Annotated in this window: 22 protein-coding genes and 1 tRNA gene; 14 read left to right on the top strand and 9 right to left on the bottom strand. The window is 72.1% G+C overall.

The window, feature by feature from the left end:
- Positions 1-10 precede the first annotated feature (10 nt).
- The 11 genes from ACTIF1_RS16020 (at position 11) to ACTIF1_RS15970 (ending at position 13366) form a co-directional block, all read left to right on the top strand.
- The gene (locus ACTIF1_RS16020; RefSeq protein WP_439597445.1) at positions 11-1162 is read left to right on the top strand and encodes an FAD-dependent oxidoreductase; all 1152 of its coding nucleotides are present in this window, start codon (positions 11-13) and stop codon (positions 1160-1162) included.
- Complete coding sequence (locus tag ACTIF1_RS16015) at positions 1159-2781, top strand: acyl-CoA dehydrogenase family protein (protein ID WP_439597444.1); 1623 nt, start codon at positions 1159-1161, stop codon at positions 2779-2781. The genes ACTIF1_RS16020 and ACTIF1_RS16015 overlap by 4 nt, the downstream gene beginning before the upstream one ends.
- Positions 2782-2838: 57 nt before the next feature.
- Complete coding sequence (gene crtI / locus ACTIF1_RS16010; RefSeq protein WP_439597443.1) at positions 2839-4437, top strand: phytoene desaturase family protein; 1599 nt, start codon at positions 2839-2841, stop codon at positions 4435-4437.
- A 283-nt stretch (positions 4438-4720) separates the two neighbouring features.
- Positions 4721-6307, top strand: coding sequence for a phytoene desaturase family protein (locus ACTIF1_RS16005; protein WP_439597442.1), 1587 nt, complete (start codon positions 4721-4723; stop codon positions 6305-6307).
- 7 nt (positions 6308-6314) lie between these two features.
- Positions 6315-7154: a lysophospholipid acyltransferase family protein gene (locus ACTIF1_RS16000; RefSeq protein ID WP_439597441.1), complete on the top strand. Its 840-nt coding sequence runs from the start codon at positions 6315-6317 to the stop codon at positions 7152-7154.
- A 2-nt stretch (positions 7155-7156) separates the two neighbouring features.
- Positions 7157-8272 carry a glycosyltransferase gene (locus ACTIF1_RS15995; protein ID WP_439597440.1) on the top strand — a complete coding sequence of 372 codons (1116 nt, stop codon included), beginning with the start codon at positions 7157-7159 and terminating at the stop codon, positions 8270-8272.
- A gap of 21 nt (positions 8273-8293) precedes the next feature.
- Entirely contained in the window at positions 8294-9916 is a 1623-nt protein-coding gene (locus tag ACTIF1_RS15990; RefSeq protein ID WP_439597439.1) for a squalene/phytoene synthase family protein, read from the top strand.
- Entirely contained in the window at positions 9913-11172 is a 1260-nt protein-coding gene (locus ACTIF1_RS15985) for a hydroxysqualene dehydroxylase (protein WP_439597438.1), read from the top strand. Before ACTIF1_RS15990 ends, ACTIF1_RS15985 begins: the two co-directional genes overlap by 4 nt.
- Entirely contained in the window at positions 11169-12515 is a 1347-nt protein-coding gene (locus ACTIF1_RS15980; RefSeq protein ID WP_439597437.1) for an aldehyde dehydrogenase family protein, read from the top strand. The genes ACTIF1_RS15985 and ACTIF1_RS15980 overlap by 4 nt, the downstream gene beginning before the upstream one ends.
- Before the next feature lie 18 nt (positions 12516-12533).
- A complete protein-coding gene (locus tag ACTIF1_RS15975; protein WP_439597436.1) occupies positions 12534-13133 on the top strand; it encodes a GNAT family N-acetyltransferase in 600 nt (199 codons plus the stop codon).
- A 151-nt stretch (positions 13134-13284) separates the two neighbouring features.
- Positions 13285-13366 (top strand) — tRNA-Leu (locus tag ACTIF1_RS15970).
- A gap of 3 nt (positions 13367-13369) precedes the next feature.
- Here ACTIF1_RS15970 and ACTIF1_RS15965 read toward each other — a convergent pair.
- The 5 genes from ACTIF1_RS15965 to ACTIF1_RS15945 all read right to left on the bottom strand — a co-directional run bounded on the left by ACTIF1_RS15965 (position 13370) and on the right by ACTIF1_RS15945 (position 17623).
- Positions 13370-14284 carry an SAM-dependent methyltransferase gene (locus ACTIF1_RS15965; RefSeq protein ID WP_439597435.1) on the bottom strand — a complete coding sequence of 305 codons (915 nt, stop codon included), beginning with the start codon at positions 14282-14284 and terminating at the stop codon, positions 13370-13372.
- On the bottom strand, positions 14281-14643 hold the full coding sequence (locus ACTIF1_RS15960; RefSeq protein ID WP_439597434.1) for a DUF423 domain-containing protein: 363 nt from the start codon (positions 14641-14643) through the stop codon (positions 14281-14283). The genes ACTIF1_RS15965 and ACTIF1_RS15960 overlap by 4 nt, the downstream gene beginning before the upstream one ends.
- Positions 14644-14652: 9 nt before the next feature.
- Positions 14653-15333 carry an endonuclease V gene (locus ACTIF1_RS15955; protein WP_439597433.1) on the bottom strand — a complete coding sequence of 227 codons (681 nt, stop codon included), beginning with the start codon at positions 15331-15333 and terminating at the stop codon, positions 14653-14655.
- Between the two features lie 128 nt (positions 15334-15461).
- On the bottom strand, positions 15462-16682 hold the full coding sequence (locus ACTIF1_RS15950) for a hypothetical protein (protein ID WP_439597432.1): 1221 nt from the start codon (positions 16680-16682) through the stop codon (positions 15462-15464).
- Positions 16679-17623, bottom strand: a complete 945-nt coding sequence (locus tag ACTIF1_RS15945; RefSeq protein WP_439597431.1) for a metal ABC transporter solute-binding protein, Zn/Mn family — start codon at positions 17621-17623, stop codon at positions 16679-16681. The genes ACTIF1_RS15950 and ACTIF1_RS15945 overlap by 4 nt, the downstream gene beginning before the upstream one ends.
- A gap of 173 nt (positions 17624-17796) precedes the next feature.
- On the opposite strand from ACTIF1_RS15945, the gene ACTIF1_RS15940 reads away from it, so the two are divergent.
- Positions 17797-18222, top strand: a complete 426-nt coding sequence (locus tag ACTIF1_RS15940; RefSeq protein ID WP_439597430.1) for a hypothetical protein — start codon at positions 17797-17799, stop codon at positions 18220-18222.
- Between the two features lie 16 nt (positions 18223-18238).
- Here the strand turns inward: ACTIF1_RS15940 and ACTIF1_RS15935 are convergent, their stop codons facing one another.
- Positions 18239-18991 carry a hypothetical protein gene (locus ACTIF1_RS15935; protein ID WP_439597429.1) on the bottom strand — a complete coding sequence of 251 codons (753 nt, stop codon included), beginning with the start codon at positions 18989-18991 and terminating at the stop codon, positions 18239-18241.
- 304 nt (positions 18992-19295) lie between these two features.
- Between ACTIF1_RS15935 and pip the strand changes: the two genes are divergently transcribed.
- A complete protein-coding gene (gene pip, locus ACTIF1_RS15930) occupies positions 19296-20246 on the top strand; it encodes a prolyl aminopeptidase (protein WP_439597428.1) in 951 nt (316 codons plus the stop codon).
- Here pip and ACTIF1_RS15925 read toward each other — a convergent pair.
- Positions 20212-20871, bottom strand: a complete 660-nt coding sequence (locus tag ACTIF1_RS15925; protein ID WP_439597427.1) for an HAD-IA family hydrolase — start codon at positions 20869-20871, stop codon at positions 20212-20214. The genes pip and ACTIF1_RS15925 overlap by 35 nt on opposite strands.
- Positions 20868-22547, bottom strand: coding sequence for a glycosyltransferase (locus ACTIF1_RS15920; RefSeq protein ID WP_439597426.1), 1680 nt, complete (start codon positions 22545-22547; stop codon positions 20868-20870). Before ACTIF1_RS15920 ends, ACTIF1_RS15925 begins: the two co-directional genes overlap by 4 nt.
- A 121-nt stretch (positions 22548-22668) precedes the next feature.
- On the opposite strand from ACTIF1_RS15920, the gene zapE reads away from it, so the two are divergent.
- On the top strand, positions 22669-23826 hold the full coding sequence (zapE, locus tag ACTIF1_RS15915; RefSeq protein ID WP_439597425.1) for a cell division protein ZapE: 1158 nt from the start codon (positions 22669-22671) through the stop codon (positions 23824-23826).
- A gap of 118 nt (positions 23827-23944) precedes the next feature.
- On the opposite strand, the gene ACTIF1_RS15910 is transcribed toward zapE, so the two are convergent.
- Positions 23945-24152, bottom strand: a 208-nt coding sequence (locus ACTIF1_RS15910; RefSeq protein ID WP_439597424.1) for a hypothetical protein, incomplete at its 5' end; no start/stop codon positions are given.

Genomic DNA, 24152 nt, shown 5'->3' with positions numbered 1-24152 from the left:
GACTGCCCGCATGCAAAGCGCTCTCGTGCTCGGTGCCGGTGTCATGGGCCTCTCGGCCGCCTGGGCGCTGTCGCGCGCCGGCTGGGCGGTGCGGGTGGTGGACCAGGACCCCGTGCCCAATCCCCGCGGCAGTTCCGTGGACGACCACCGGCTGATCCGCCACGCCTATGGCGCGGCGCTGGGCTATATGCGGATGATCGACCCCGCCTATGCCGCCTGGGAGCTTCTGTTCGCCGAGGCCGGGGAGCGGCCCTATGTGCCGACCGGCGTGCTGGCCCTGGCCAATGCCCCCGGCGGCTGGCTGGCCGAGAGCCAGGCGGCGCTGCGCGGCGATGGCCATGCGGTGCAGGCGCTGGCGGCGGCCGAGGTCGCCGCGCGCTATCCTTGGCTCTCGCCGGATGGCATCGCAAGCGCCTTCCACCTGCCCACGGGCGGCGTGCTGCTGGCGCGGCGCATCGTGGAGCTGCTGGCCCGCTGCCTCGCAGCGCGCGGCGTCGATATCCGCCGCGGCCAGGCCCTTTCGGTGGACCCTGGCCATGGCGCGGTGACGCTGGCCGATGGCACGCGGCTGCAGGCGGACCTGCTGGTGGTGGCCGCCGGGCCCTGGGCGCCGCGGCTGCTGCCGGACCTCGCCACGCGGGTGCGCCCGACCCGTCAGATCATCATCCGCCTCGCCCCGCCCCCCGCCTTCGAGGCCGGTTGGCAGGCCGCGCCGATGCTGCTGGACCTGGCCGAGGATGGCGGCTTCTACGCCGTGCCGCCGGTGGCCGGCACGCCGCTGAAGATCGGCGACCACCGCTTCGCCCCCGCCTCCGACCCCGATGCGCCGCGCGAGGCCAGCCCCGCCGAGGCGGAGGCGATCCTGCACCTGGCGCGGCACCGGATCCGCGACCTCGAGAGCTATCGGGTGCTTTCCGCCGCCGCCTGCTATTACGACGTGGAACCGGGGGAGCGATTCGTGGTGGAGCGGCTGGGCGAACGCGCCTTCGTCATGTCCGGATTCTCGGGCCATGGCTTCAAGTTCGGCGCGCTGCTCGGCCTGGCTTTGGCGCGGGCCGCCGGCGATGCGACGCTGGCGCAGGGCCTGCCCGGCTGGGCCGCCGGCGCCACCCCACCCCCGCCCGGCCTGCTGGCCGATCTCGAACAAGGCTCCCTCGCATGAGCGTGACGGACGACCTGGTGCTCGGCCTGACCCGGGTGATCGACCTGCCGGGCCTGACGGAAGCCGCCGGCGCCCGGCTGGACGCCGCCGATATCGCCGCTTTGGTCGAGGAAGCCGCCCGCTTCACATCCGAAAAAATGGCGCCGGGCTGGCAGCAGGCGGACCGCCACGGCGCCCGCTACGCCAACGGCACCGTCACCGTGCCGCCGCACTACACCCAGCTGATGCGGGACTGGATCGAGAGCGGCTGGCAGGGCATCGCGGCGCCGGCCGAGCATGGCGGCCAGGCCCTGCCGCATGCGCTGTGGATCGCCGTGACGGAGCTCGCCTCCGCCGCCGACATGGCCTTCTTCCTCGGCCCGGTGCTGACCGCCGGCGCCATCGACCTGCTGGTGGGCCATGCGACGCCGGACCAGGCGGAGCGCTGGCTGCCGAAACTGGTCTCCGGCGAATGGACCGGCACCATGTGCCTGACCGAGCCCCAGGCCGGCTCCGACCTCTCCGCGTTGCGCTGCCGCGCCGAGCCGGTGGGTGAGGGCCGCTACGCCCTGCATGGCCAGAAGATCTACATCACCTGGGGCGAGCACGACCTCACCGAAAACATCCTGCACCTGGTGCTGGCCCGGCTGCCCGGCGCGCCCGAGGGCTCGCGCGGCATTTCGCTGTTTGCCGCGCCCAAGGTGCTCGCCAATGGCCAGCGCAATGCGCTGCGCTGCGGCGGCATCGAGCACAAGCTGGGCATCCATGCCTCGCCCACCTGCATCATGCTCTTCGATGGGGCCGAGGCCGAGCTGGTGGGCGAGCCCGGCCGTGGCCTGAACGCCATGTTCGCCATGATGAACGCCGCCCGCCTCGCCGTCGGCGTGCAGGGCGTCGGCCAGGGCGCCCGCGCCTTGGCTTTAGCGGAAGCCTACGCGGCGCAGCGGAGCCAGAACGGCCGCATGATCGCGCAGCACCCGGACGTCGCCCGCATGCTGGCCGAGATGCGCGCCACCACCCTCGCCGGTCGCCTGCTGGCGCTGGAGGCCGCCGCCGCGCTGGACCGCCACCACCTGCTGGGGGAGGAGGCCGGCGCCACCCGCCTCGCCTTGCTGACCCCGATTGTCAAAGCCTGGTGCACCGATCGCGGTGTCGAAAACGCCAGCCTCGGCATCCAGGTGCATGGCGGCATGGGTTTCGTCGAGGACAGCGGCGCCGCGCAGATCCTTCGCGACGCCCGCATCGCCCCGATCTACGAGGGCACCAACGGCATCCAGGCCATCGACCTGCTGGTTCGCAAGCTGGCCAAGGACGAGGGCGCCGCCATGCGCGGCCTGCTGGCGGAGGTCGCGGCCAGCGACCCACGCCTGGCCCCGGCCACCGCCCGGCTCGGCCAGGCGACCGACCAGATGCTGTCCCTGCAGGCGCGGGACCCTGACACGGCGCAATCCCTCGCCGCCGCCTATCTGGACGCCAGCGGCTGGCTGCTGGGCGGCTGGATGCTGGCCCGCGCCGCCGCGGCCGCCCCGGATCACGCCCTGCTCGCCGCCTTCTACCTGGCCCGGATGCTGCCCCGGGCGGAGGCGCGCTGCCTTGAAATCCAACAGGGCGCGGCGGTTTCCGTCCCCATGGTGCATTAACCTCATGTTCGTACCTCTTGCAGCCTTGGGCGCCGCCCGCATCTGCTGCCCACTCACATGACCGCACCCCTGTCCTCCCCCGCCCTTCACCGCTCCCGTCCCAAGGTCGCCATCATCGGCGCCGGACCGGGGGGTCTCGCCGCCGCCATGCTGCTGGCCGCCTCCGGCGCCAGGGTCACGGTCTATGAGAAGGATGAGGTGGTGGGCGGGCGAACCCGCACCCTGACCTCGCCCGAGGGCTACAGCTTCGACCTGGGCCCGACCTTCTTCCTCTACCCCCGCATCCTGAAGGAGATCTTCTCCCGCTGCGGCGCGGACCTGGAGAAGGAGGTCGATATGCGGCGTCTCGAGCCGCAGTACCGGCTGCTCTTCGAACAGGGCGGCGACGTCACCAAGCTCGACGCCAGCGCCGACCTCGACCGCATGGAAGCCGAGATCGCCCGCATCTCGCCCGGCGACGCCAAGGGCCTGCGCCCCTTCATGGCGGAAAACCGCGCCAAGCTGGAAGCCTTCCGCCCCGTCCTGGAACGCGCCTTCACCACCGCCGCCGACATGATCCGCCCGGACATGATCAAGGCCCTGCCGCTGATGAAGCCCTGGTCCACCGTGGACCGCGACCTGGCACGCCACTTCAAGGACCCGCGCGTCCGCCTGGCCTTCTCCTTCCAGACCAAATACCTGGGCATGTCGCCGTTCAAATGCCCGGCGCTCTTCACCATCCTGTCCTTCCTGGAATATGAGCACGGCGTCTTCCACCCGATCGGTGGCTGCGGCACCGTCTCCACCGCCATGGCGCGCGTGGCCGAACGCCTCGGCGCGGAAATCCGTCTGAACACCCCGGTCGAGCGCATCGCCTTCGAAGGCAAGCGCGCCAAGGGCGTCGAGATCGGCAGCACCCGCCACGACGCGGATGCCGTGGTGGTGAACGCCGACTTCGCCGGCGGCATCCCGAAGCTGATCCCGGATCACCTCCGCCGCAAAGGCTGGACCGACAAGAAGATCAGCAAGGCGCGCTATTCCTGCTCGACCTTCATGCTCTACCTCGGCCTCGACCGGACCCTGCCCGGCGTCGCGCACCACAACGTCATCCTCTCCGAGCAGTACCGCCAGAACATCGGCCAGATTGAATCCGGCGAAATCCCGGAAATCCCCTCCCTCTACGTCCAGCACGCCGGCGCCACGGACCCGACCCTCGCCCCCGAAGGCCACTCCGCCCTCTACGTGCTGGTCCCGGTGCCGAACCTCATCGTGCAACCCGACTGGGCCACGCAAAGCGCCCGCTTCCGCGAGATCGCCCTGGACCGCCTGAAAGTCCTCGGCCTCGGCGACCTGCGGCCGCACATCAAGTACGAACGCATCGTCGCCCCTCAGAACTGGGAAAGCGACTACGGCGTCGGCTACGGCGCCACCTTCAACCTCTCCCACGAACTGCCGCAGATGCTGCTCTTCCGCCCCGGCAACCGCTTCCGCGAAGTGGACGGCGTCTACCTCGTCGGCGGCGGCACACACCCCGGCAGCGGCCTGCCCGTCATCTACGAAGGTGCCCGCATCACCACCGGCCTGCTCGCCGCCGACCTCGGCCTGTCCGGCGCCCCCAGCCGCCCCACGGCCGACAGCGGCTTCCGTGCGGCAACCCCGGTGACGGCCGAGCCTTAACCTGGTTTCCGCGGGTGGTCTTGCAGGGGGCGCTGCCCCCCTGCACCCCCGCCAAAGGGACAGGGGTCCCTTTGGAATCCCGTTAAGGGGTGGAAGGGAGGAGGGGCATGGAGCGACCGCCGGGCCGGCGGCTCCGCGGTGCCCCTCCTCCCTTCCACCCCTCATCCCTGGGTTCGAAGGGGCCACTGCCCCTTCGCGGGAGGGTGCAGGGAGGGCAGCGCCCTCCCTGCAAATCACCCGCGCGAACCTGCTAAGACTTCGGACGACACGGAGGGACGCACGCATGGCAGACCGGGTGGTGGTGGTGGGGGGTGGCCTGGGTGGCCTGGCGGCGGCGTGTGTGGCGGCGGCGCGGGGGCACAGGGTGACCTTGCTGGACAAGAATCCCTGGTTGGGGGGGAAGGCGGCGGTCTTGACGCTGGAGGCGCCGGATGGGTCGGGGGCGTTCCGGTTCGACATGGGGCCGACGATTCTGACGGTGCCGCGGGTGCTGCGGCGGATTTTTGCGGAGGCGGGGCGGGATCAGGCGAAGGAGTTGCCGCTGATCCGGCTGGATCCGCAGTGGCGGTGTTTCTTCGAGGATGGCACGCGGATCGACCTGATGGCGGATGTCGCCACGATGCAGGCCGAGATCGAGAAGTTCGCGCCGGGCCGGGGGCTTGGTGAGGGCTACCGCAGGTTCCAGGAGGAGAGCCGTCACCTGCATGGGGTGTCGGAGAAATTCTTCTTCTGGCGGCCGGTCGAGGGGGTGACGGACACCATCGACATGAAGGCGAACATGAATCCGGGCACGATCCGGGATGTGCTGTCGCTGAAGATGGGGCAGACGGCGGCCAAGGTGATTCGTGGCCATGTGCCGGATGAGCGGCTGGCCCAGATGCTGGACCATTACTGCCAGTATATCGGCTCCTCCCCCTATCTGGCGCCGGCGGTGGTTTGTTCCATTGGTGACATGCAGGCCAGCGAGGGCGTCTGGTATCCGGTGGGCGGCACGCGTGCGGTGGCGGAGGGTTTGGCGAAGCTCGCGGGTGAGCTGGGGGTGGAGTTGCGCACCAGTGCCGAGGTGACGGGCTTCGATATCGAGAACGGCGCCATCAAGGGCGTGCGCGTCGGCAGCGAGACGATCGCCTGCGATGCGGTGATCTCCAACATGGATGCGATCCGCACCTACAAGGAGCTGGTGGGCGGCGAGCCCGGCCGGAAGTATGCCAAGAAGAACTTCGAGCCGGCCTGTTCGGGCGTGGTGCTCTATCTCGGCCTGAACAAGCGCTACGACCACCTGGCGCATCATGACTTCGTCTTCTCCCGCGATGCGGAGGAGGAGTTCGATGCGATCTACAAGAAGGGCGAGCCGGCCCCCGATCCCACCGCCTATCTCGCGGCGACCTCCTGCAGCGACGACACCACGGCGCCCGAGGGTGGCGAGGCGCTCTATGTGCTGGTGCACACGCCCTATCTGCGCCCGCATCACGACTGGTCGAAGATCTTCCCGAAATACCGCCAGACCATCCTGGACAAGCTGAAGCGCACCGCGGGGCTCGAGGATATCGAGGAGCGGATCGTGGTCGAGGGCAAGCTGACGCCCGTCGATATCCATGAGCGCTACAAGGTGCTGGACGGCGCCATCTATGGCCTCGCCAGCCATGGCAGCTTCACGGGCGCCTTCAAGCCGGGCAACCGGTCCAAGATGGTGAAGGGCCTGTATCTATGCGGCGGTGCGGCGCATCCGGGGCCGGGCATGCCGATGGTGATGATGTCCGGCTGGATCGCGGCGGATGCGCTGGACCGCGACCGCGGCGGCCGCGGCATGTCCGAGGTGGCGCGCGAGGCCGGGCGGCGGGAGGCGGAACTGGCCGCCGCGGCGGAATAGCCGTGCCATGAGCGCCATGCCGCCAGGGTCTCGGGGCGAGGCGGGCGAGAGCCCGATCACGCTCTACGATCCGCGCCGCATGGCCTTCTTCCACTATATGTTCACCCGCTTCTTCCGCACCCATATGCGGGCGGCGCGGGTGGCCAGCTGGGGGCTGCCGCAGCATTACGGCGCGCGGCCGCTGGTGGTCTTCGCCAATCATCCGGGCTGGTGGGACGGCGTCGCCTTCATGCTGCTGTCGCAGCGGCTTTTCCCGGGGCGGCGGATGTTCATCCCGATGGATGCGGCGGCGCTGGCCCGCTATCGCTTCATGACGCGCATCGGCGTCTTCGGGGTGGAGGGCGGCACGCCCCGGGGCGCGGTCGCCTTCCTGCGCACGGCGCGGGAGGTGCTGGCGGCACCCGACCGCATGCTCTGGATGAACGCGCCCGGCCGCTTCAGCGATGTGCGCGAACGCCCGGTGCCGATCGCCCCCGGCATGTCCCGCCTGGCGGAGATGGCGCCCGATGCGCTTTTCGTGCCGCTGGCGCTCGACTACCCCTTCTGGACCGAGCGCAAGGCCGAGATGCTGTGCGCTTTCGGCGAGCCGATCGCCGCCGCGACGCTGGCCGCCCTGCCGCGGGAGGATCGGCTCTCGGTGCTGTCGGATGCCCTTGCCGCCACCATGGACCGCCTGGCGCAGGACGCCATCGCGCGCGATCCGGCACGGTTCGAGACGCTGCTGCGGGGGCCGGAGGGCATGGGCGGCATCTATCAGCTCTGGCGACGCTTGCTTTCCATGGCGAAGGGGCAATCATTCGATCCAAGACATGATCCCAAAGGGGATTTCACGGGGGGGGCAGGCTAGGCATGGATCTGGAATTCACCTGGGCCTGGATCGCCCTGGCGCTGGCCATGTTCCCCGCCAGCATGGGCGTGGTGAACCTGTTCCTGGTGCGTCCACCGCGCGGGACCCCGCCCGTGGGAGTCCAAGGTGGGGGCGCGCTGGTCTCCATCCTGATCCCCGCGCGGAACGAGGCCGCGAATATCGCCGCCTGTCTCGATGCCGCCTTGGCCTCCCGCAGCGTGGCGGTGGAGGTGGTGGTGATGGATGACGGCTCCACCGATGCCACGGCGCGGATCGTGGCGGATTACGCGGCGCGCGATGCGCGGGTGCGGCTGGAATCGGCGCCGGCCCTGCCGCCCGGCTGGACCGGCAAGGTGCATGCCTGCGCCCGCTTGGCGGCCGCCGCGCGGGGCACGCATTTCCTGTTCATCGATGCCGATGTGCGCCTGGCGCCCGATGCCGCGGCCAGCATGGCCGGCCACGCCGCGCGCACCGGCACGGCCATGGTCACCGGCGTGCCGCGCCAGGTGATCGGCTCGCTGGGCGAGGCGCTGACCGTGCCGATGATCAACTTTCTGCTTTTCTGCTACCTGCCGGGCGGCGGGCGTGCCTTCACGCGCCGGCCCGGCATGGCGGCGGCCTGCGGCCAGCTTCTGCTGGTGGAGCGGGAGGGCTATTTCGCCAGCGGCGGGCATGAGGGGGTGCGCGGCGTGCTGCATGACGGCCTGGCCCTCGCGCGGCGGATGCGCGAGCACGGGCTGGCCACCGAGATCGTCGAGGGCCACGCCCTGGCCACCTGCCGCATGTACACGAATTTCCGGGACAGCTGGGCCGGCTTCATCAAGAACGCCCGCGAGGGCATGGCGACGCCGGTCGGCCTGCCGATCTGGACCGTGATGCTGGCCGGCGCGCATCTCTGGCCCTTCTTCTTCCTGCCGCGCAGCGCGGCGCTGCTGGCCCTGGCGCTCGGCCTCGCGCTGCGCGCCGCGGTGACGCTGCGGGTGCGGGAGCCGTGGTGGACCATCCCGCTGCATCCGCTGACGGTGGCGGTGGCGCTGGCGATCCAATGGGTGGCGCTGGTGCGCGGCCTGCTGGGCAAGCCCGCCGGCTGGAAGGGCCGCGCCTATGGCACCGTCTGACCCGCGCGGGCCCGCCTGAGCATGGACCGACCCGAATTCGCGGCCGGGCTCGCCGTCGCCCCCGCGGACCGGGCGCCGAACCGCACCGAAACAACGGAAAATTTCCCCGTCGCCTCGCGCCTGCTGCCGCCGGCGCTGCGCCCCAAGGTGCTCGCCTTCTACCGCTTCGCCCGGCTGGCGGATGACATCGCCGATGCGGCGGAGCTTTCGCCCGCGGTGAAGCTGACGCGGCTGGCGACCATGGAGCGCCGGCTGGATGACCCGGCCGGCCCGCTGGCCGCCGTGGGCACCGAGGAAGCCCGCCAGCTGCTGGCCGCGTTCCGCCAGGATGCGGTGCAGAAGCGCTATGCCGATTGGCCGGCGCTGGAGGCCTATTGCGCCAATTCCGCCGAGCCGGTGGGGCGGCTGCTGCTGCGCCTGCATGGAGAGGGCGATCCCGGGGCGCCGCGCGCCGCCGATGCGCTCTGCACCGCGCTGCAGATCCTGAACCACCTGCAGGACCTGGTGGAGGATCGCGCGCAGCTCGACCGCATCTACCTGCCCGAATCCTGGCTGGCGCTGGCCGGCGGCGAGGCCGCGTTCTTTGCGCCCGAAAATCCCCGCCGCCGCGCCGTGCTGGATGCGGCGCTGGACCGGGTGGAGGCCATGCTGGAGGTCGCCGCGCCGCTGCCGCGCCTGCTGCAGTCGCGCCTGAAGCGCCAGGCGGCCGTCACCCTGGCCCTGGCATGGCGGCTCCTGGCCAAGCTGCGCGCCGACGATCCGGTGCTGGGGCGGGTGGCGCTGGGCCGGGCCGATTTCGCCGCCGCCTTCGCCAGCCTGTTGCGCCCGCCACCCTCGGACGCCGCCGTGGTGCGGGCGCGGGTCAGCCGCGCCGGCAGCAGCTTCGGCCGCGGCATGGCGGTGCTGAAGGGGCAGCGGCGCCGCGCGCTCTATGCCGTCTACGGCTTCTGCCGCGCGGTGGACGATATCGCCGATGGCGCGATGCCGGAGGCGGAGAAGCGCCGCCTGCTGACCGGCTGGCGCGCCAAGCTGGCGGCGCCGGATTGCGCGCTCTCGGCCGAACTCGCCTGGGCCGGCCAGGCCTACGACCTGCCCCACGCCGAATGCGAGGCGATGATCGAGGGCATGGAGACCGACGCCACCCCCGGCCTGCGCCTGCCGGACGAGGCCGCGCTGGATGGTTATTGCCGCCGCGTCGCCGGCAGCGTCGGCGCCATGGCCGTGCGCATCTTCGGCGCGCCGGCGGCGGAGGATTTCGGGCTGGAGCTCGGCCGCACGCTGCAGCTGGTGAATATCCTTCGCGACGTGGAGGAGGATGCGGCGATCGACCGCCTCTACATTCCCGCGACGATGCTGGCGCGCCACGGCGTGCCCGCCGGGCCGCCGGCCCTGATCCTGCAGCATCCCGGCCTCGCGCTCTGCTGCGCGGAGCTGGCGGCGCGGGCGGAGGCCGGCTTCGCCCTGGCGGCGCAGGATCTGCGGGACCATGATGCGGCGGCGATGAAGCCGGCACGGATCATGATGTGGGGCTATCGCCGCCTGCTGCAGCGCATGCAGGCGCGCGGCTTCGCCGCTCCGCGCCCGCGGCCGCGCCTGACGCGCGGCGAAAAACTGCACATGGCCTGGCTGGCCCTGCTGCCATGACGGTGCATGTCATCGGCGCCGGCATCGCCGGTCTCGCCGCCGCGCTGGCCCTGGTGCGGGCCGGTCAGCGGGTCGCGCTGCATGAGGCAAGCCCCACCGCCGGTGGCCGGGCGCGCGCGCTGCCGGATGGCACCGACAACGGCACCCACGCGCTGCTCGGCGCCAATCGCGCGGCGCTGCGCTTCCTCACCCAGATCGGCGCGCGGGAGGGCTGGGTGGAGCCCGAGCCGGGCGGCCTGCCGGTGCTGGACCTGGAGACCGGCAGCGCGCGCCGCGTCGCGCTCTCGCCCCTCGGCTGGGGCGATGCGGCAAGGCGGCCGGAGGGGGTGACGCTGGGCGGCGTCCTTGCCCTGCTGCGGCTGGCCCTGCCGGGCCCGGACCGCAGCGTTGCCACCGCCTTTGCCGGCCATCCGCGGCTGCTGCGGGCGCTGGTGGAGCCGCTGACCGTCGCCGCGCTGAACACCCCGGTGCAGGAGGCTTCCGCGCGACTGCTGGGCGCGGTGCTGCGGCGGCTGGGCGGGCGCGGCGCGGCACGGCTGCTGGTGGCGCGCCAGGGGCTGGGGCCGGACCTGGTGGCGCCGGCGCTGGCGACGCTGGCCTGCCACGGCGCCAATCTCCGCACCGGCAGCCGGCTGCGGGAGGTGCTGCAGGCGGGCGGCCGCGTCACCGGGCTGGAATTCGCCGGCGCCACCCTGCCGATCCGCCCGGCGGATGCCGTGGTGCTGGCCCTGCCGCCCTGGGAGGCGGCGCGGCTGCTGCCCGGGCTCTCCGCGCCGCAACGCCATGCGCCGATCCTCAATGTCCATTTCAGCCGTCCGGACTGCAGCGCGGCGGGGGACAATCCTGTGCGCTTCCTGGGCCTGCTGGGCGGCCTGGCGCAATGGGTGCTGGTGCGGCCGGGCGGCATTTCCGTCACCGTCAGCGCGGCGGATGACAGCATCGGCCTGACCGATGCGGAGGCCGCGGCGCGGATCTGGCCGGAGGTGCGCCAGGCGGCGCTGCGCTTCGGCCTGCCCGGCGAATGGCCCGCCGCGCCACCGCCCGCGCGCGCCGTGCGCGAACGCCGCGCCACGCCGCGGCACGGGCTGAACCCCCCGGCGGTGCCGCCGCGCCGGCCGCTGGCCAACCTGGCCCTGGCCGGCGACTGGACCTTTGGCGAACTGCCCGCGACGCTGGAATCCGCCGTGCGCTCCGGCGAGGCGGCGGCGGCGGCCATCCTCTACGCCCTGGCGCGCCCCTCGGCGGTGCCGGCGTGACGCCGGGGCAGGCGCTGGGGCGGCTGCGCGCGGCGGAAGCGCGGGACGGCCGGCTGGCGCTGGACCGGCGCCGCGACCTGCTGGACCGCCTGGCGCAGACCCTGCTGCTGCGGGCGGAGGACCTGGCCGCCGCCCTGGATGCCGATTACGGCGGCCGGTCGCGGCTGGAGACGCTGCTGGCGGATGTGCTGTGTACCGTCGACGCCGCACGCTATTCCCGCCGTCACCTGAAAGCCTGGGCCCGGCCCCGCCGCGTCGCCGTGCCCTATCCCTTCTGGCCCGCCCGCGCCTGGGAGGAGCCGGTGCCCAAGGGCATCGTCGGCATCATGGCGCCCTGGAACTACCCGGTGCAGCTGGCCCTCATTCCCGTGGTGGATGCGATCGCCGCCGGCAACCGCGTGGCGGTGAAGCCGAGCGAGGCGGTGCCGCGCACCGCCGCGCTGATCGCGGAGGTGCTGGAGGCCGCGCTCGGCCCCGATATCGCGGCGACCGTGCTGGGCGGGCCGGATGTGGCGGCGGATTTCGCCGCCCAGCGATGGGACCACCTGATGTTCACCGGCGGCACCGAGACCGGCCGCAAGGTGGCCGAGGCCGCCGCGCGCAACCTGGTGCCGGTGACGCTGGAACTCGGCGGCAAATGCCCGGCCCTGGTGCTGCCCGGCGCGGATCTCGCCGCGGCGGCGCGGGATATCCTGGCGGGCAAGGCGGTGAATGCGGGCCAGACCTGCATCGCGCCGGATACCGTGCTGCTGGTCGGCCACCGTCCGGAGGATTTTCTTCAGGCCTGCCGGGCGAGCGGCATCGCCCTGCCGGAATCGGGCATCGCCAGCCCCGCCCAGGCGGCGCGGTTGGACCGGCTGGTGGGGGGCGTGACGCTGCAAAAACTCGGGCCGGACGGCCCAGGCCGGCAGCGCGCCCTGGCTATCGCCTTTCCGGAACCGGGCCAGGCGCTGGCGGAGGAAGAAATCTTCGGCCCCGTGCTGGCGGTGCTGTCCGTGCCGGATCTCGCCTCCGCCTGCGCCTGGATCAGGGCCCGGCCGGTGCCGCTCGCCATCTACCTTTTCGGGGCGACGCGGGCGGAGCAGGCGGCGGTCGCTTCCGGCACCCGGTCGGGCGCGCTGGTGGCCGGGCGGGCGGTGGAATACGCCGCCTTTCCGGCGCTGGGCTTCGGCGGGGCAGGCGAATCCGGCCAGGGTCGCTACCACGGAAAGTCTGGTTTTTTTTCCTTTTCGGACACCCGATCACAAGTTCGGCATTGGCGCTGGAGCCTCTCGCGCCTCTTTGATCTTCCTAGGAAAAGACTCGCCCCCCGGTTGATCGCCCGTCTGGTAAGGGTTCGTTAACAGTGGCAGACTCGATACATGAGCGCATCGGGCGATCCTTTTCGTGAGGTCTGCACGCGAAGGCTGTGCCTCCGTCTTCCACATCCCGATGATGCCGTTCCACTTTCGGAATTGATGGGGCCGGAAATCAGCGCGCGCCTGGCTTCCTGGCCGGTGCGGCTGGCGCCCGAGGCCGCGGCCGCGCGGCTAGGGGAGGCGCGGGCCGCCGCCATGGCGGGCCTTGCCCTGCCCATGGTCATCACCCGGCGCGGCAGTGGCGAGGTGATGGGCTGGATCAGCGCCTCCCGCGCCGAGGCCGATCGCAACCGCGCGGTGCTGTCCTATTGGCTCGGCGACCGCTTCCATGGCGAGGGGCTGATGCGGGAGGCCGCGCCGGCGGCGCTGGCCGCCGCCTTCCGCCATCTCGGCGTCGGCGAGGCACGGGCGGCGGTGCAGACCGACAACCTGGCCTCCCGCGCCGTGCTGCGCGGCCTCGGCATGCGGCCGCTCGGCATCGGCCATATCTGGTGCGCCGCGCGGGGGCGGGAGGAGCAGTGCGAGTGGTGGAGCGTGCGACGCCCGATGGAGGCGGAGCTGGTTCTGGCCGAGCATGCCGAGGTGGACCCGGCCCCCGGTTAGAGCATTTTCAAGCCATGCGGCTTCGCATGGCGACTCGGAAAATGCGTCAGAACAATAAGCTGGAGCCGTTTCAGCGTCTTCGCTTACGGTGAAACGGCTCTAGCAGCAGGCCCTGGCGGGGAAAGGTCCGCGCCGGCATAGTGGCCGGGAGGCGGGCGTGCCGGAACGGTAGACGGAAGGGTCTTAAAAACCCTCGGCCTTGTGCCATGCGGGTTCGATCCCCGCCGCCCGCAGGATCAGCCGGGCGCCAGCCGCGCGAAGGTCAGCTCATGCTTGTTGTGCGCGCCGTGGAACAGCACGGCGCCCGGGATGGCGGCAAAGGCCTCCGCCGTCGCATGGTCGGTCTCGCCCTGGAATTTCAGCGTGCAGACGAAGTTGCGGGCCGCATCGGCGGCGATCCAGCGCTGCACCAGGGCCAGCAGCCGCGCGGGGTAGCAGATCACGTCGCTGAACAGCCAATCCACCTTCGGCTCCGCCCGGGGATCCAGGCCGAAGGCGCTCTCGGCGCGCATGGTCACGCCGGGCATCGCCGCCACCGCCGGATCCAGCGGCGCCTTGTCCACCGCCACCACCTGCGCGCCCAGCTTCGCCAGAACCCATGTCCAGCCGCCCGGCGCAGCGCCGAGGTCGAGGCAGGTCTCGCCGGGGCCGGGGTGGCGGCCGAGTCGGGTCAGCGCCTCCCACAATTTCAGATAGGCGCGGGAGGGGGGGCCTTCGCGATCCTCGACGAAGGCGACCGCGCCATTGACGAAGGGGCTGGTCTTGGTGGGGCTGGCAAGCAGCCGGTCCGGCGCCAGCAGCGTCCAGGCGCCGAGATGGCCGCCGGGCGCGGCTTCCGGAAAGACCAGCGGCCGCGCCTTCACCGGCGGCAGCCTTTCGGCGATCAGCGCGCTGCGACGGTGATGCGCGGCGGCATAGCCGGCCCAGTTGCGCTGGATGGCGCGCAGCGCATCGGCCGCCTGCTTGACGGAAGCCACGGGGATGTCCTGCGGCGCGGTCCAGGCCTCCAGCGCCCAGGCGGCCGGGGCCGGGGGATCGGGCGAGAGGGCGAGGCGCCCGTGCCAGGCGGAGATACGGCGGCCGGCGCGGGACAGTTCCTCGGCCAGGTCCTGTTCGAATCCCTCGGCGGCGAGATAGGCGCTGGCGATCATCGCTCGGGCGCGAGCGCCGCGGCGGCGGCCAGGATGCCCCATCCGACCAGCAGCAGCGTGCCGCCCAGCGGCGTGACCGGGCCGAGCGAGGTCTCGGTCAGCACCCGCACATAGACGCCACCGGCAAAGCCCAGCGTGCCCAGCAGGAAGCAGAAGGCGGCCAGATGCACCAGCGGCCCGCGCCGGCGTTCCGCCAGCAGCCCGCAGCCGAGCAGTGCCAGGGCGTGCCAGGCCTGCAGCGAGGCGCCGGTATTGGCGAGGCTGGCGGTCTCGGCCGGCAGCCCATGGCTCGCATAGGCGGCCATGCCGACCGCGATCAGCCCCGAGAGGGCGCCCAAGACCATCCACAAGCGTGCCATGTCGCGCATCTACCCCGCGGCCGGGCGGGCCGCCAGCCGCACCCGCGTCGCCGCCTCATGCGCCAGCCGCGTCGGCTCCGGCAGCCGCCGGCCACGGCCGAGCGCCAGCACCCAGGCGCGGGCGGTGGGCAACGAGATGCGGTGGCCGATGGAGATGTAGATGGGATTGGCGCCGCGCCGCGTCCGCAGCGCCAGGCCGATCACCTGGCCCTTCCAGACCAGCGGCGCCTCCGCGCCCGCCGTGTCGGCAAGGTCGCCTTCCACACTGCCGACCAGCAGGGATTTGGCGACGCCGATGGTCGGCACATCCAGCGAGACGCCGAGCAGGCAGGCGACGCCGAGGCCGCGCGGATGCGCCAGGCCGTGCCCATCCACCAGGATCAGGTCCGGGCGGGCGGGCAGGCGGGCAAAGGCTTCGGCCAGGGCGGGCACTTCGCGAAAGCCGAGCAGGCCGGGGACATAGGGCAGGCCGCCGGAGCGAGTGGCGCCGGCCTCGCCGAGCGGGGCCAGGGTCTGGGCATCCAGGCCGACCATGGCGGCATGGACGGTGCGCGTCGGGTCGAAGCGCAGCGTGCTGGCATCGGCGCCGGCGACCACGCGGATGGCACCGTGCGCGTCCTCGGCGATGACGCGGGCGGCGAGTTCGGGTTGGAGAAGGCGGGCGGCGGCGGCGGTGGTGGGGAAGTCCATGCGGGGCAGGGTGGCAGGGGGCGGGGGATGGCGTCAGCCCCTGCTGGCCCCCACCCCAACCCTCCCCCGTAAACGGGGGAGGGCTTTTCTTGCGGGGGAGGGTCGGGGTGGGGGCTCGGCCCACCCCCTCAGAATCCCTTCCACCCCAGCCGCAGCAGCAGCGCGTGGCTGGTCCCCAGGCCGCCCGTCTCCTCCCGCGCATAGCGGGCGTATTGGTAGCCCGCATCGATCGAGAAATTGTGCGGCAGGTCGGTGCCGATGGAGGCTTCGAGGTAGTTCTCCGTCGGCAGCGCCTCCACGCTGCGCTTCCGCTGGTCCCGCTGCCAGGCCAGCGTGCCGCGCCATTCGCCGATGCGGTGCTGCACGCCCAGCGTGGTGAAGGTGCGGCGTTCGCGGATGGAGGTGTCCAGCATGGTCTCGATCTCGTCGCCGGTATCCGGGTCGAGGCCGAGCAGGGTGATCTCGGTGCGCGGGCGGGCGGCGGCGTTGCGGAACTGCACCCCCTCCGCGAAGAACAGCGTGCGCTGGGTGGCGGACCAGCGCTGCTCGTAGCGTAGGCCGACCGTATAGCCCCATTCGCGCGCGGTGCCGTCATCGCCGGCGCCGCGGGTCAGCAGGCCCAGGTGGTAGGACAGGCCCGGTGCCCAGGCGAAGCCATCGCCATCCAGCGCCAGCACGGCATTGTCGAGCTGCCCGGTATTGCCCGGCCCGCCCTGGGCGCGGGTGTTGCGGTTGAAGCGTTCGTAGCGCTCGTCGCAGCAGGACCGGCGGGTCAGCAGCGTGGAGGAGAGGAAGGTCCGGTCCAGCGTGAAGACCGCGGCCGAGATGTCGTGCTCGCCCCATGTCGGGTCCGAGTAGAGGGTATGGGTGGCTGCGACGCCCAGGCTGTCCGTGATCGCGTTCACCTCATGCGCGCGGATGCGCGTGAGGATTCCCGGAAAATCGTGGTGGCCGCGGCCGAAGGGGGCCACGAAGCGCCCGGCCTGCAGGGTTGTGTCGGCATCCGGCTTCCATTCGAGGAACAGCGCCTCCAGGAAGGCGGATTGCCGGCGGAAGAAGGTGGTGCCGCCGCCCGGCGTGCCGCCCAGAGCATCGCCCTCGCCGATCGGTTCGAAGGCCAGCACGCCCTGCAGCGAGAAATTCGGCGTCAGGTGCAGCCCGGCGGCCAGCTCGCCATAGAGATAGCTGCTGGTGCCCCGGCGCGCGGGGTCGGAGGCGCTGGTGGTCCCCACGGTATAGAGGCCGAGATCGACCTCCGTCGCCAGGTGCGGGCGGAAGCCGCTGGCGCTGTCCTGGGCCGCGGCGGTGAAGGGGATCAGCGCCGCCAGCGCTGCCAGAAGCGGCCTCATGCCGCACCGCGCATGGCGGGAACCAGCAGGCCGAGATTGTGCCGGAACATGGCCTCGTAGCTGGGCGCCGGGCCGCCGGGTTCCGAAAGCGCATCGGCATAGAGCCGGCCCTGCACCGTCACCCCCGCCTCCCGCGCCAGGCGCTCCAGCGTCGCGGGATTGCCCATATTCTCCAGGAACACGGCCGAAATGCCCTCGGCGCGGATCTGGCGGATCAGCCGGGCGACATCGGCGGCGCTGGGCTCGGCCTCGGTCGAGATGCCCTGCGGCGCCAGGAAGGTCACGCCATAGGCGGCGCCGAAATAGCCGAAGGCATCGTGGCTGGTGACCACCTTGCGCCGGGCCTCCGGCACCGAGGCCACCTGTGCCCGCACCCAGGCATCCAGCGCCTCGAGCCGCGCCACATAGGCGGCCGCGCCCGCCTGGATGGCGGCGGCCTGGGCGGGCGCCGCGGCGGCGAGTGCGGTGGCGATGCCGCGGGCATAATGGATGCCGAAGCGCAGGTCCTGCCAGGCATGCGGATCCGGCACCTGGCGCGGGCCGACCGAATGGTTTTGGCGCCGGCCGGCGCCGCCATGGTCGTGGTTGTGCGCATGGCCGTCCATCATCCGCGGGGTCAGGCCCTCGGTCGCGGTGACCACGGCACCGCGATAGCCGGCGGCGCGCAGCATGCGGTCCATCCAGCCATCGAAGCCGAGCCCGTTGCGCACCACCAGCGCCGCCTCGCGCAGCGCCTGCGCGTCCGAGGGGCGGGGCGCGAAGCTATGCGCATCGACATTCGGCCCGGCGATGGTCCGCAGCCGCACCGCATCGCCGGCGATCTGCGCCACCATGTCGCCGAGGATGGAGAAGGAGGCGACGACCAGCGGCGTGGCCGCCTGCGCCCGCGCCGGGGCGGCCAGCAGCAGGGCCGGCAGGGAGAATAGGCTGCGCCGAAGCATGGCGAGGCAGGTCCTGGTGATGTTATATTATAACTATACGTTGCGATGCGATGCGGGGCAAGCCGCAGGGCATGGAACCTCGGCTTCACCTATCGCGGCGGTAGGGCCCGCCGACTGGCATCCGCGGCACGCCATGGGATATCGAAGGGCAAAGGGGCCAGGGAGGACAAGCGATGTCGAGGAAGGTGCGGTGGGGCGTGGCGGCGGTGCTGGCTGGACTGGCCCTGGGCGCGATGCCGGCCTTGGCGCAGAGCTTTCCCCCGGGCCAACATGACCCCTCGCTGCCGCGCCACCAGATCTGCGTCGAGAATCGCGGCCGCTTCTTCGCGCAATTCACGCTGGAGGCCCTGGCCCTGCCGGGCGCGCCGGGCCCGCGGAATGCGGGCTGGCAGAGGCTGCTCGACGGGCCCAGCAGCCTGCCGCTCGGCCAGTCCGCCTGCTGGACCTTCATCGCCGCCTATACCGGCGCCGTCCGCCTGCGGGCGCGGGCTTCCAGCAATGTGCGGGAAAACATGAGCTGCGAGATGACGCTGCAGCCGCCCCGCCCGGCCCGCCTCTATATCCAGACGGCGACTGAGCGGATGGCCTGCACGGAGTGAGGCCCGCGCGGGCGGCTCAGCCGCGCCCCAGCCAGCGCCGCAGCCGCGCCCAGATTCCCTCGCCGCGGGCCTCGATCCGCTGATGCGTCACATGCGGCCGGCGCGAGGGCGGCGGCAGGGCGGAGGCGACGGTGTGGCGCCCGGAATCCTGGGCCTGGATCAGCCGGCGCTCCAGCGCCACCACCTGGGCCACCGCCTCCGGCGGTTCGCGCAGCGCCAGCGCCTCCGCCGTCGCCCCGGCATCGCCCCAGGCCTCCGCCCGGCGCAGCGCATCGATCACCCGCACGGTTTGCTCGGCATCCAGCTGGGGCCCGCCGCGCCACAGCGCCACCGCATCCAGCCGCCAGGCGCGGGCGAGGTCCGGCCGGCCAAGGTCATCCGCCACCCAGGCGGCATGCAGCGTCGCCTCGGCGGAGGCATGCAGCGCGCCGGTCTCCTCCAGCACCAGCGCCCAGGCCAGGAAGCGGCGCGCCAGCGGCGGCGTGCCGGTTTCGGACAGCAGGGCGCGGAAGGGGGCGGCGCGCACCGCCTCCGCCGCGGCCGGATGGGCGCGGGTGATATCGGGCGCCGCATAGCCGCAGCCCGGGCATTGCTGCAGCCAGCGTGCCATGGTGGAGCGCACCGGCTCCCCCGGTCGCAGGTCGAGGTCCGGCGCCTGTTCGGGCGGCGCGGGGCGGAAAGCGGGGTGCCGGCTTTCGGTTCCGCAGACCCCGCAGCGCAGGGCGCCGGCGGTGGCGGAACGGGAGCCGGCCGAGGGGGTCTCGGCCATCTCCCCAAACTAGGGATGATCGGGCCGCGGGCGAAGGGTCCCTTTGCGGGAATCCGCAGCAGCGGGCGTAAGTGTCCGTTTGAGAATGCCTGCGGGTCCGCTCCGCGGCTCTTTTCCGCCCCTGGGTCGCGCCTATGGCGCGCTATCCGCGCGACGCCGGGCTTGCCGATGCAACCAGCATCGGCGGCGCCCGGCGCCTTCCAGGGCCGCAAAATTCCCTGCGGATCCTCAACCGCCGGCATTCTCAAACGGTCACAAACAAGCCTTCTGGACTCGGGGTGCCCACGCCCCGTAAAGGGCAGGCATGCCCCGTGGCGACCTTTATCCCGATATCGCCCCCTATGAGACCGGGCTGCTGCCCCTCTCCTCGGGGCATGTCATGTACTGGGAGCAGGTCGGCAATCCGCGCGGCCAGCCGGCGCTGTTCCTGCATGGCGGGCCGGGCGCCGGCGCCGGCGCCATCCATCGCCGCTTCTTCGACCCGAACCACTGGCGCGTGGTGATCTTCGACCAGCGCGGCGCCGGCCGGTCCCGCCCGCTGGGGGAGCTGCGGGACAATACCACCCCGCATCTGGTGGCGGATATCGAGGCGCTGCGCCGCTTCCTCGGCATCGAGAAATGGCTGCTCTTCGGCGGGTCCTGGGGCAGCACCCTGGCGCTGGCCTATGCCCAGGCGCATCCCGAAAGGGTGACGGGCTGCGTGCTGCGCGGCGTCTTCCTCGGCCGGGCGGCGGAGGTGGAGTGGTTCCTCTATGGCCTGCGCCGCGTCTTCCCGGATGCCTGGGCGGCCTTCGCCGAGCATGTGGCGCCGGAGGAGCGCGGCGACCTGCTGAGCGCCTATCTGAAGCGCCTGTGCGACCCGGACCCGATGGTGCATGGCCCGGCGGCCCGCGCCTGGAGCCTGTATGAGGGCTCCTGCTCCACCCTGCTGCCGAGCCCGGAGACGGTGGCGAGTTTTGCGCAGGACCGCACGGCGCTGGGCCTCGCGCGGATCGAGGCCCATTACTTCCGCCACGACCTGTTCCTGCCGCCCGAGGGGCTTCTGGGGAACATGGACAGGATCGCCCATATCCCGGCGGAGATTGTGCAGGGCCGCTACGACATGGTGTGCCCCTGCGACACCGCCTTCGAACTGGCCGCCGCCTGGGCAAGGGCGCGGCTGACGGTGATCCCCGATGCCGGGCATTCGGCGCTGGAGCCGGGGGTGCGGACGGCGCTGGTCAGTGCGGTGGAGCGGTTCCGGCGCCGGGGGTGAAGTGGCGCGCCACTTCGTGCAGCGCCCGCACATGTCGCACGCCTTCGGGCAGCCAGGGCAAAGGGCCTTCCGGCAGCAGCGCCACCACCTGCATCCCCGCCGCCAGCGCGGCCTGCACGCCCGGTGCGGAATCCTCCACCACCAGGCAGCGCGCCGGGTCGGCGCCCATCGCGTCCGCGGCGTGCAGGAACAGCCCGGGATCGGGCTTCCAGGACCCGACTTCGTAGGCGCTGAAGATGCGTCCCGCGAAATGCGGCAGCAGGCCGGTGACGGTCAGGCTCAGCTCCGTCTTGGCGCGCGGCGCGTTGGAGGCGACGCAGAAGGGCAGGGTCAGCGCCTGCACCAGCGCCGTGGCGCCCTCGATCTCGCGCAGCCCCTGGCGCAGCGCCAGCGCCGTGCGCTCGCGCAGCCGCGGCTCGAAATCCGGCGCCAGGGCGCGGCCGATCCGCGCCGAGACCGCGGCCATGCAGCTGGCCAGGCGGGCGCCGCGGAAAGCCAGCAGCACCTCCGCCGGGCTCATCGCCAGGCCTTCCTCGGCCAAGGCCTCGGCCAATACGGCCGCGCCGATCGACTCGCTGTCCACCAGCGTGCCGTCGCAATCGAAGATCACGGCCGCGATGCTCACGCGGCCGCCTCCAGCCGCAGCACGTCGATCTTCACCAGCCAGGCCAGCGCCCGGAACACGCCCCGGGCCTGCCCCGGCGGCAGGTCCGCCACCAGGGTCCCGGCCGTGGCCGGCCCGGCCTCCAGCGGCGCCAGGGCGGCCTGGAACAACTCCGCCGACGGCAGCAATTCGCGCCGCGCCGCGCCGCCACTGAGGCCGGCGATCGCCTGCAGCCGCGCCACCGCCGCCGCCGCATCGGCGAGGCCGGGCGCCAGGCGCAGCCGGGTCTCGGGCGTCAGACGGCGGGTCGGGTAGTCGGCAAACAGCGCGGAGGGGTCGGGCCGGCGCGGCACCGGATCCTCCCCGCGCAGCCGCGCCGCGCGCTCGCCACGGCCGGCGCCGCGCAGTTTCGCGAGCTCTGCCCAAAGCCTCTGGTACTGGCCGATCACCGGCTTCCAGTCGTAGCGTTCCACCGCCCGGGCACGGGCGGCCGCCGACATGCGGGCGCGCAGCTCCGCATCGCCGATCAGCGCGGCGAAGGCGGTCTCCGCCGCGCCGACATCGACGGCGGTGAATTGCGCGACGCCGCCGATATACTGGTCATAGGTATCCATGCCGTCGTCGTGCCGCGCGGCGAGGTCCGACATCGGGCCGGCCAGCAGGGTGGGCACCCGGAAGCCGGTGACGCCGTGCTCCACCGTATCCTTCAGCCCGTCCCAGTCGGTGCCGACCACCGGCAGGCCGGCGGCGAGTGCCTCCACCGGGGCCAGGCCGTAGCTTTCCTGGATATTGTCCGACAGCAGGGTGAAGAGATCGGCCGCGCTGCGCAGGGTGGTATTGGTCTCCGGCCGCTCCACCAGGCGGATCTCGAGGTTCGGCGCCAGCGCCTTCGCCATCCCGGAAAAGGCGCGGCGCTGCACCGTATCGGCGAACCAGCCCGACAGGATCAGCACCACCTTGGCCCCCGCCGGTGCCGCCGCCGCCGCGCGGGCAATGCCCAGGAACATCGGCAGCGGATGGCCCTTGGCGTGGAAGGACAGGCGGCCATGGTGCAGCACCGCGATATCCTGCGGCCGAATGTCCAGCCGCTGGCGCCATTCCGCCCGCGCTGCCGGGTCGGGCGCCAGCGCCGTGGCATCCACGCCGAGTGGAATGACCGGCAGGGCCGGGCCCTCGATCCGCGTGGCGCCGGTGCGGCGGGCGAGCCAGGCGCCCTCCGCCTGCCACAGCCGCCGCACCGCGGCCTGCACGGCGGTGGAGGTGCAGATCAGCGCATCCCAGGGCTGCACCGGCGCCACCAGCATCTCCGCGATCGAATCCATGGCGGTGGCGGAGGCGATGGTATGGGTGATGCCGACCAGGCTGAAGGCCGGCGCCGCTGACATGCGCCGGCGCCGCCAGGCGAAGCTGGACAGTTCAGGTCCCGGCAGCATCAGGCAGCCGGTCTCCGCCAGGCGCGGGAATTCCGCATCGCCCAGGGTTTCCGCCGGCACGGTGGCGCCGAGTTCGGCGAGCTGGGCGCGGAAGGCCGCCGCATCGCCCGGGCTGCGGGTGAGTGCCACCAGCCGGTCGAAGCCCGCATGGCGCACGAGGCCGCCGAGGAAGCCGGCGCCGGCGGCGTGGCGCCCCATCAGCTTGGGCCGGGAGGTATCATACCCGTCAGGGGCATAGAGCAGGGCAGCGGTGGGCTTCGTCATGCCCCCAGCATGCCCCATTCACCAAAAATAGATGAGGGGTGCGGGGAGAATACCTTCTCCCCGCCCTTGCTTTTCCTGCACGGCGTTGCCGCGCCCGCCCTGTCGCGGTATCGCGCGCCGCATGAACGATCGCCCTTCCCCCGGAGGTCCGCTCGCGACCTACCGTGCCCGCCTCGCGGAAGGCGCACTGGCCGCCGACCCCGCCCAGGCGCGGGCGGTGGAGGTGCTGCAGGACCTCTGGCGCCGCACCCAGGGCTATGACCCGCATCCGGAGGAGCCGGAGAAGGGCGGCTTCTTCGCCCGCTTCACCCGCCGCAAGCCGGTGGCGGCGGAGGAGGCGCCGCCCGGCACGCCGATGGGCCTGTATCTCGTGGGCGAGGTCGGGCGCGGCAAGTCCATGCTGATGGACCTGTTCTTCGAGACGGCGGAGGTCGCCCGCAAGCGCCGCATCCATTTTCATCAATTCATGCAGGACGCCCATCGGCGCATCCATGCCTGGAAGAAGCAGCACGGCGATACCACGGACCCCATCCCGCCGCTGGCGGATGCCATCACGGCGGAGGCGGCGCTGCTCTGCTTCGATGAGTTCCAGGTGCATGACATCGCCGATGCGATGATCCTCGGCCGGCTGTTCCAGGCGCTTTTCGCCCGCGGCACGGTGGTGGTGGCCACAAGCAACACGGCGCCGGCCGACCTGTTCAAGGGCCGGCCCGGCCGCGATGCCTTCCTGCCCTTCATCGGCCTGATCTCCCGCCGGCTGGAGGTGCTGACGCTGGAATCGGCACGCGACTATCGCCGCGACCGGATCCGTGCCCTGCCCACCTGGCATGTGCCGGCGGATGAGCGGGCGACCCGGGCGCTGGATCGGGCCTTCGAGGAGCTGACCGGGCAGAAGCACGGCAAGCCGACGCGGCTGACCCTGCTGGGCCGCACGCTGGAGGTGCCGCAGGCGGTGGACGGGGTGGCGCGCTTCGATTTCGAGTCGCTCTGCGGCCGGCCGCTGGGCCCGGCGGATTATCTCGCCCTGGCGACCCATTTCCACACGCTGGTGCTGGACGGGATTCCCCGTCTCAATCCGGAGAATTTCGACCGCGCCCGGCGCTTCATCACGCTGGTCGATACGCTCTACGAACATCGCGTGAAGCTGCTGGCGAGTGCCGAGGCGATTCCGGACCGGCTGCACGAAGAAGGTCATAATGCTGCCATGTTCGCCCGGACGGCGAGCCGGCTGAACGAGATGCAAAGCCAGGATTGGCTGGGACTTCCGCATCTCACGTAACATCCTGAAATGCGCGTTGACAGGTCACGGGGGCGTCAGTCTAGTAGGTTTCGGGGAACCCTTGGGGGTTCGGGGGACCACGCCAGGCCATCAGGCCGGCGTGGTGAATGGGGGAATACTATCGCATGCGGCTGATCCTGCTGGCCCTGCTGTCCTTGCTCGTCCTTGCTCCCCAGTCGGCCGATGCGGCCAGGCGGGACGAAAGAAGCGGCACTTCGGTCAGCAGAACCAATCTCGCCGCCAGCCCCGCCAGCCGGGCCTCCACCCGCGCCACGCCGCGGGCCACCAGCCGGGAGACCCCGCGCAGCGCCGCCCGGTCCGCGGCG

It is taken from the genome of Falsiroseomonas sp. (assembly GCF_051860665.1).
GTDB lineage: Bacteria > Pseudomonadota > Alphaproteobacteria > Acetobacterales > Acetobacteraceae > Falsiroseomonas.
The sequence above is the reverse complement of the archived record's forward strand: the minus strand, read 5'-3'. Positions and strand labels throughout refer to the sequence as shown.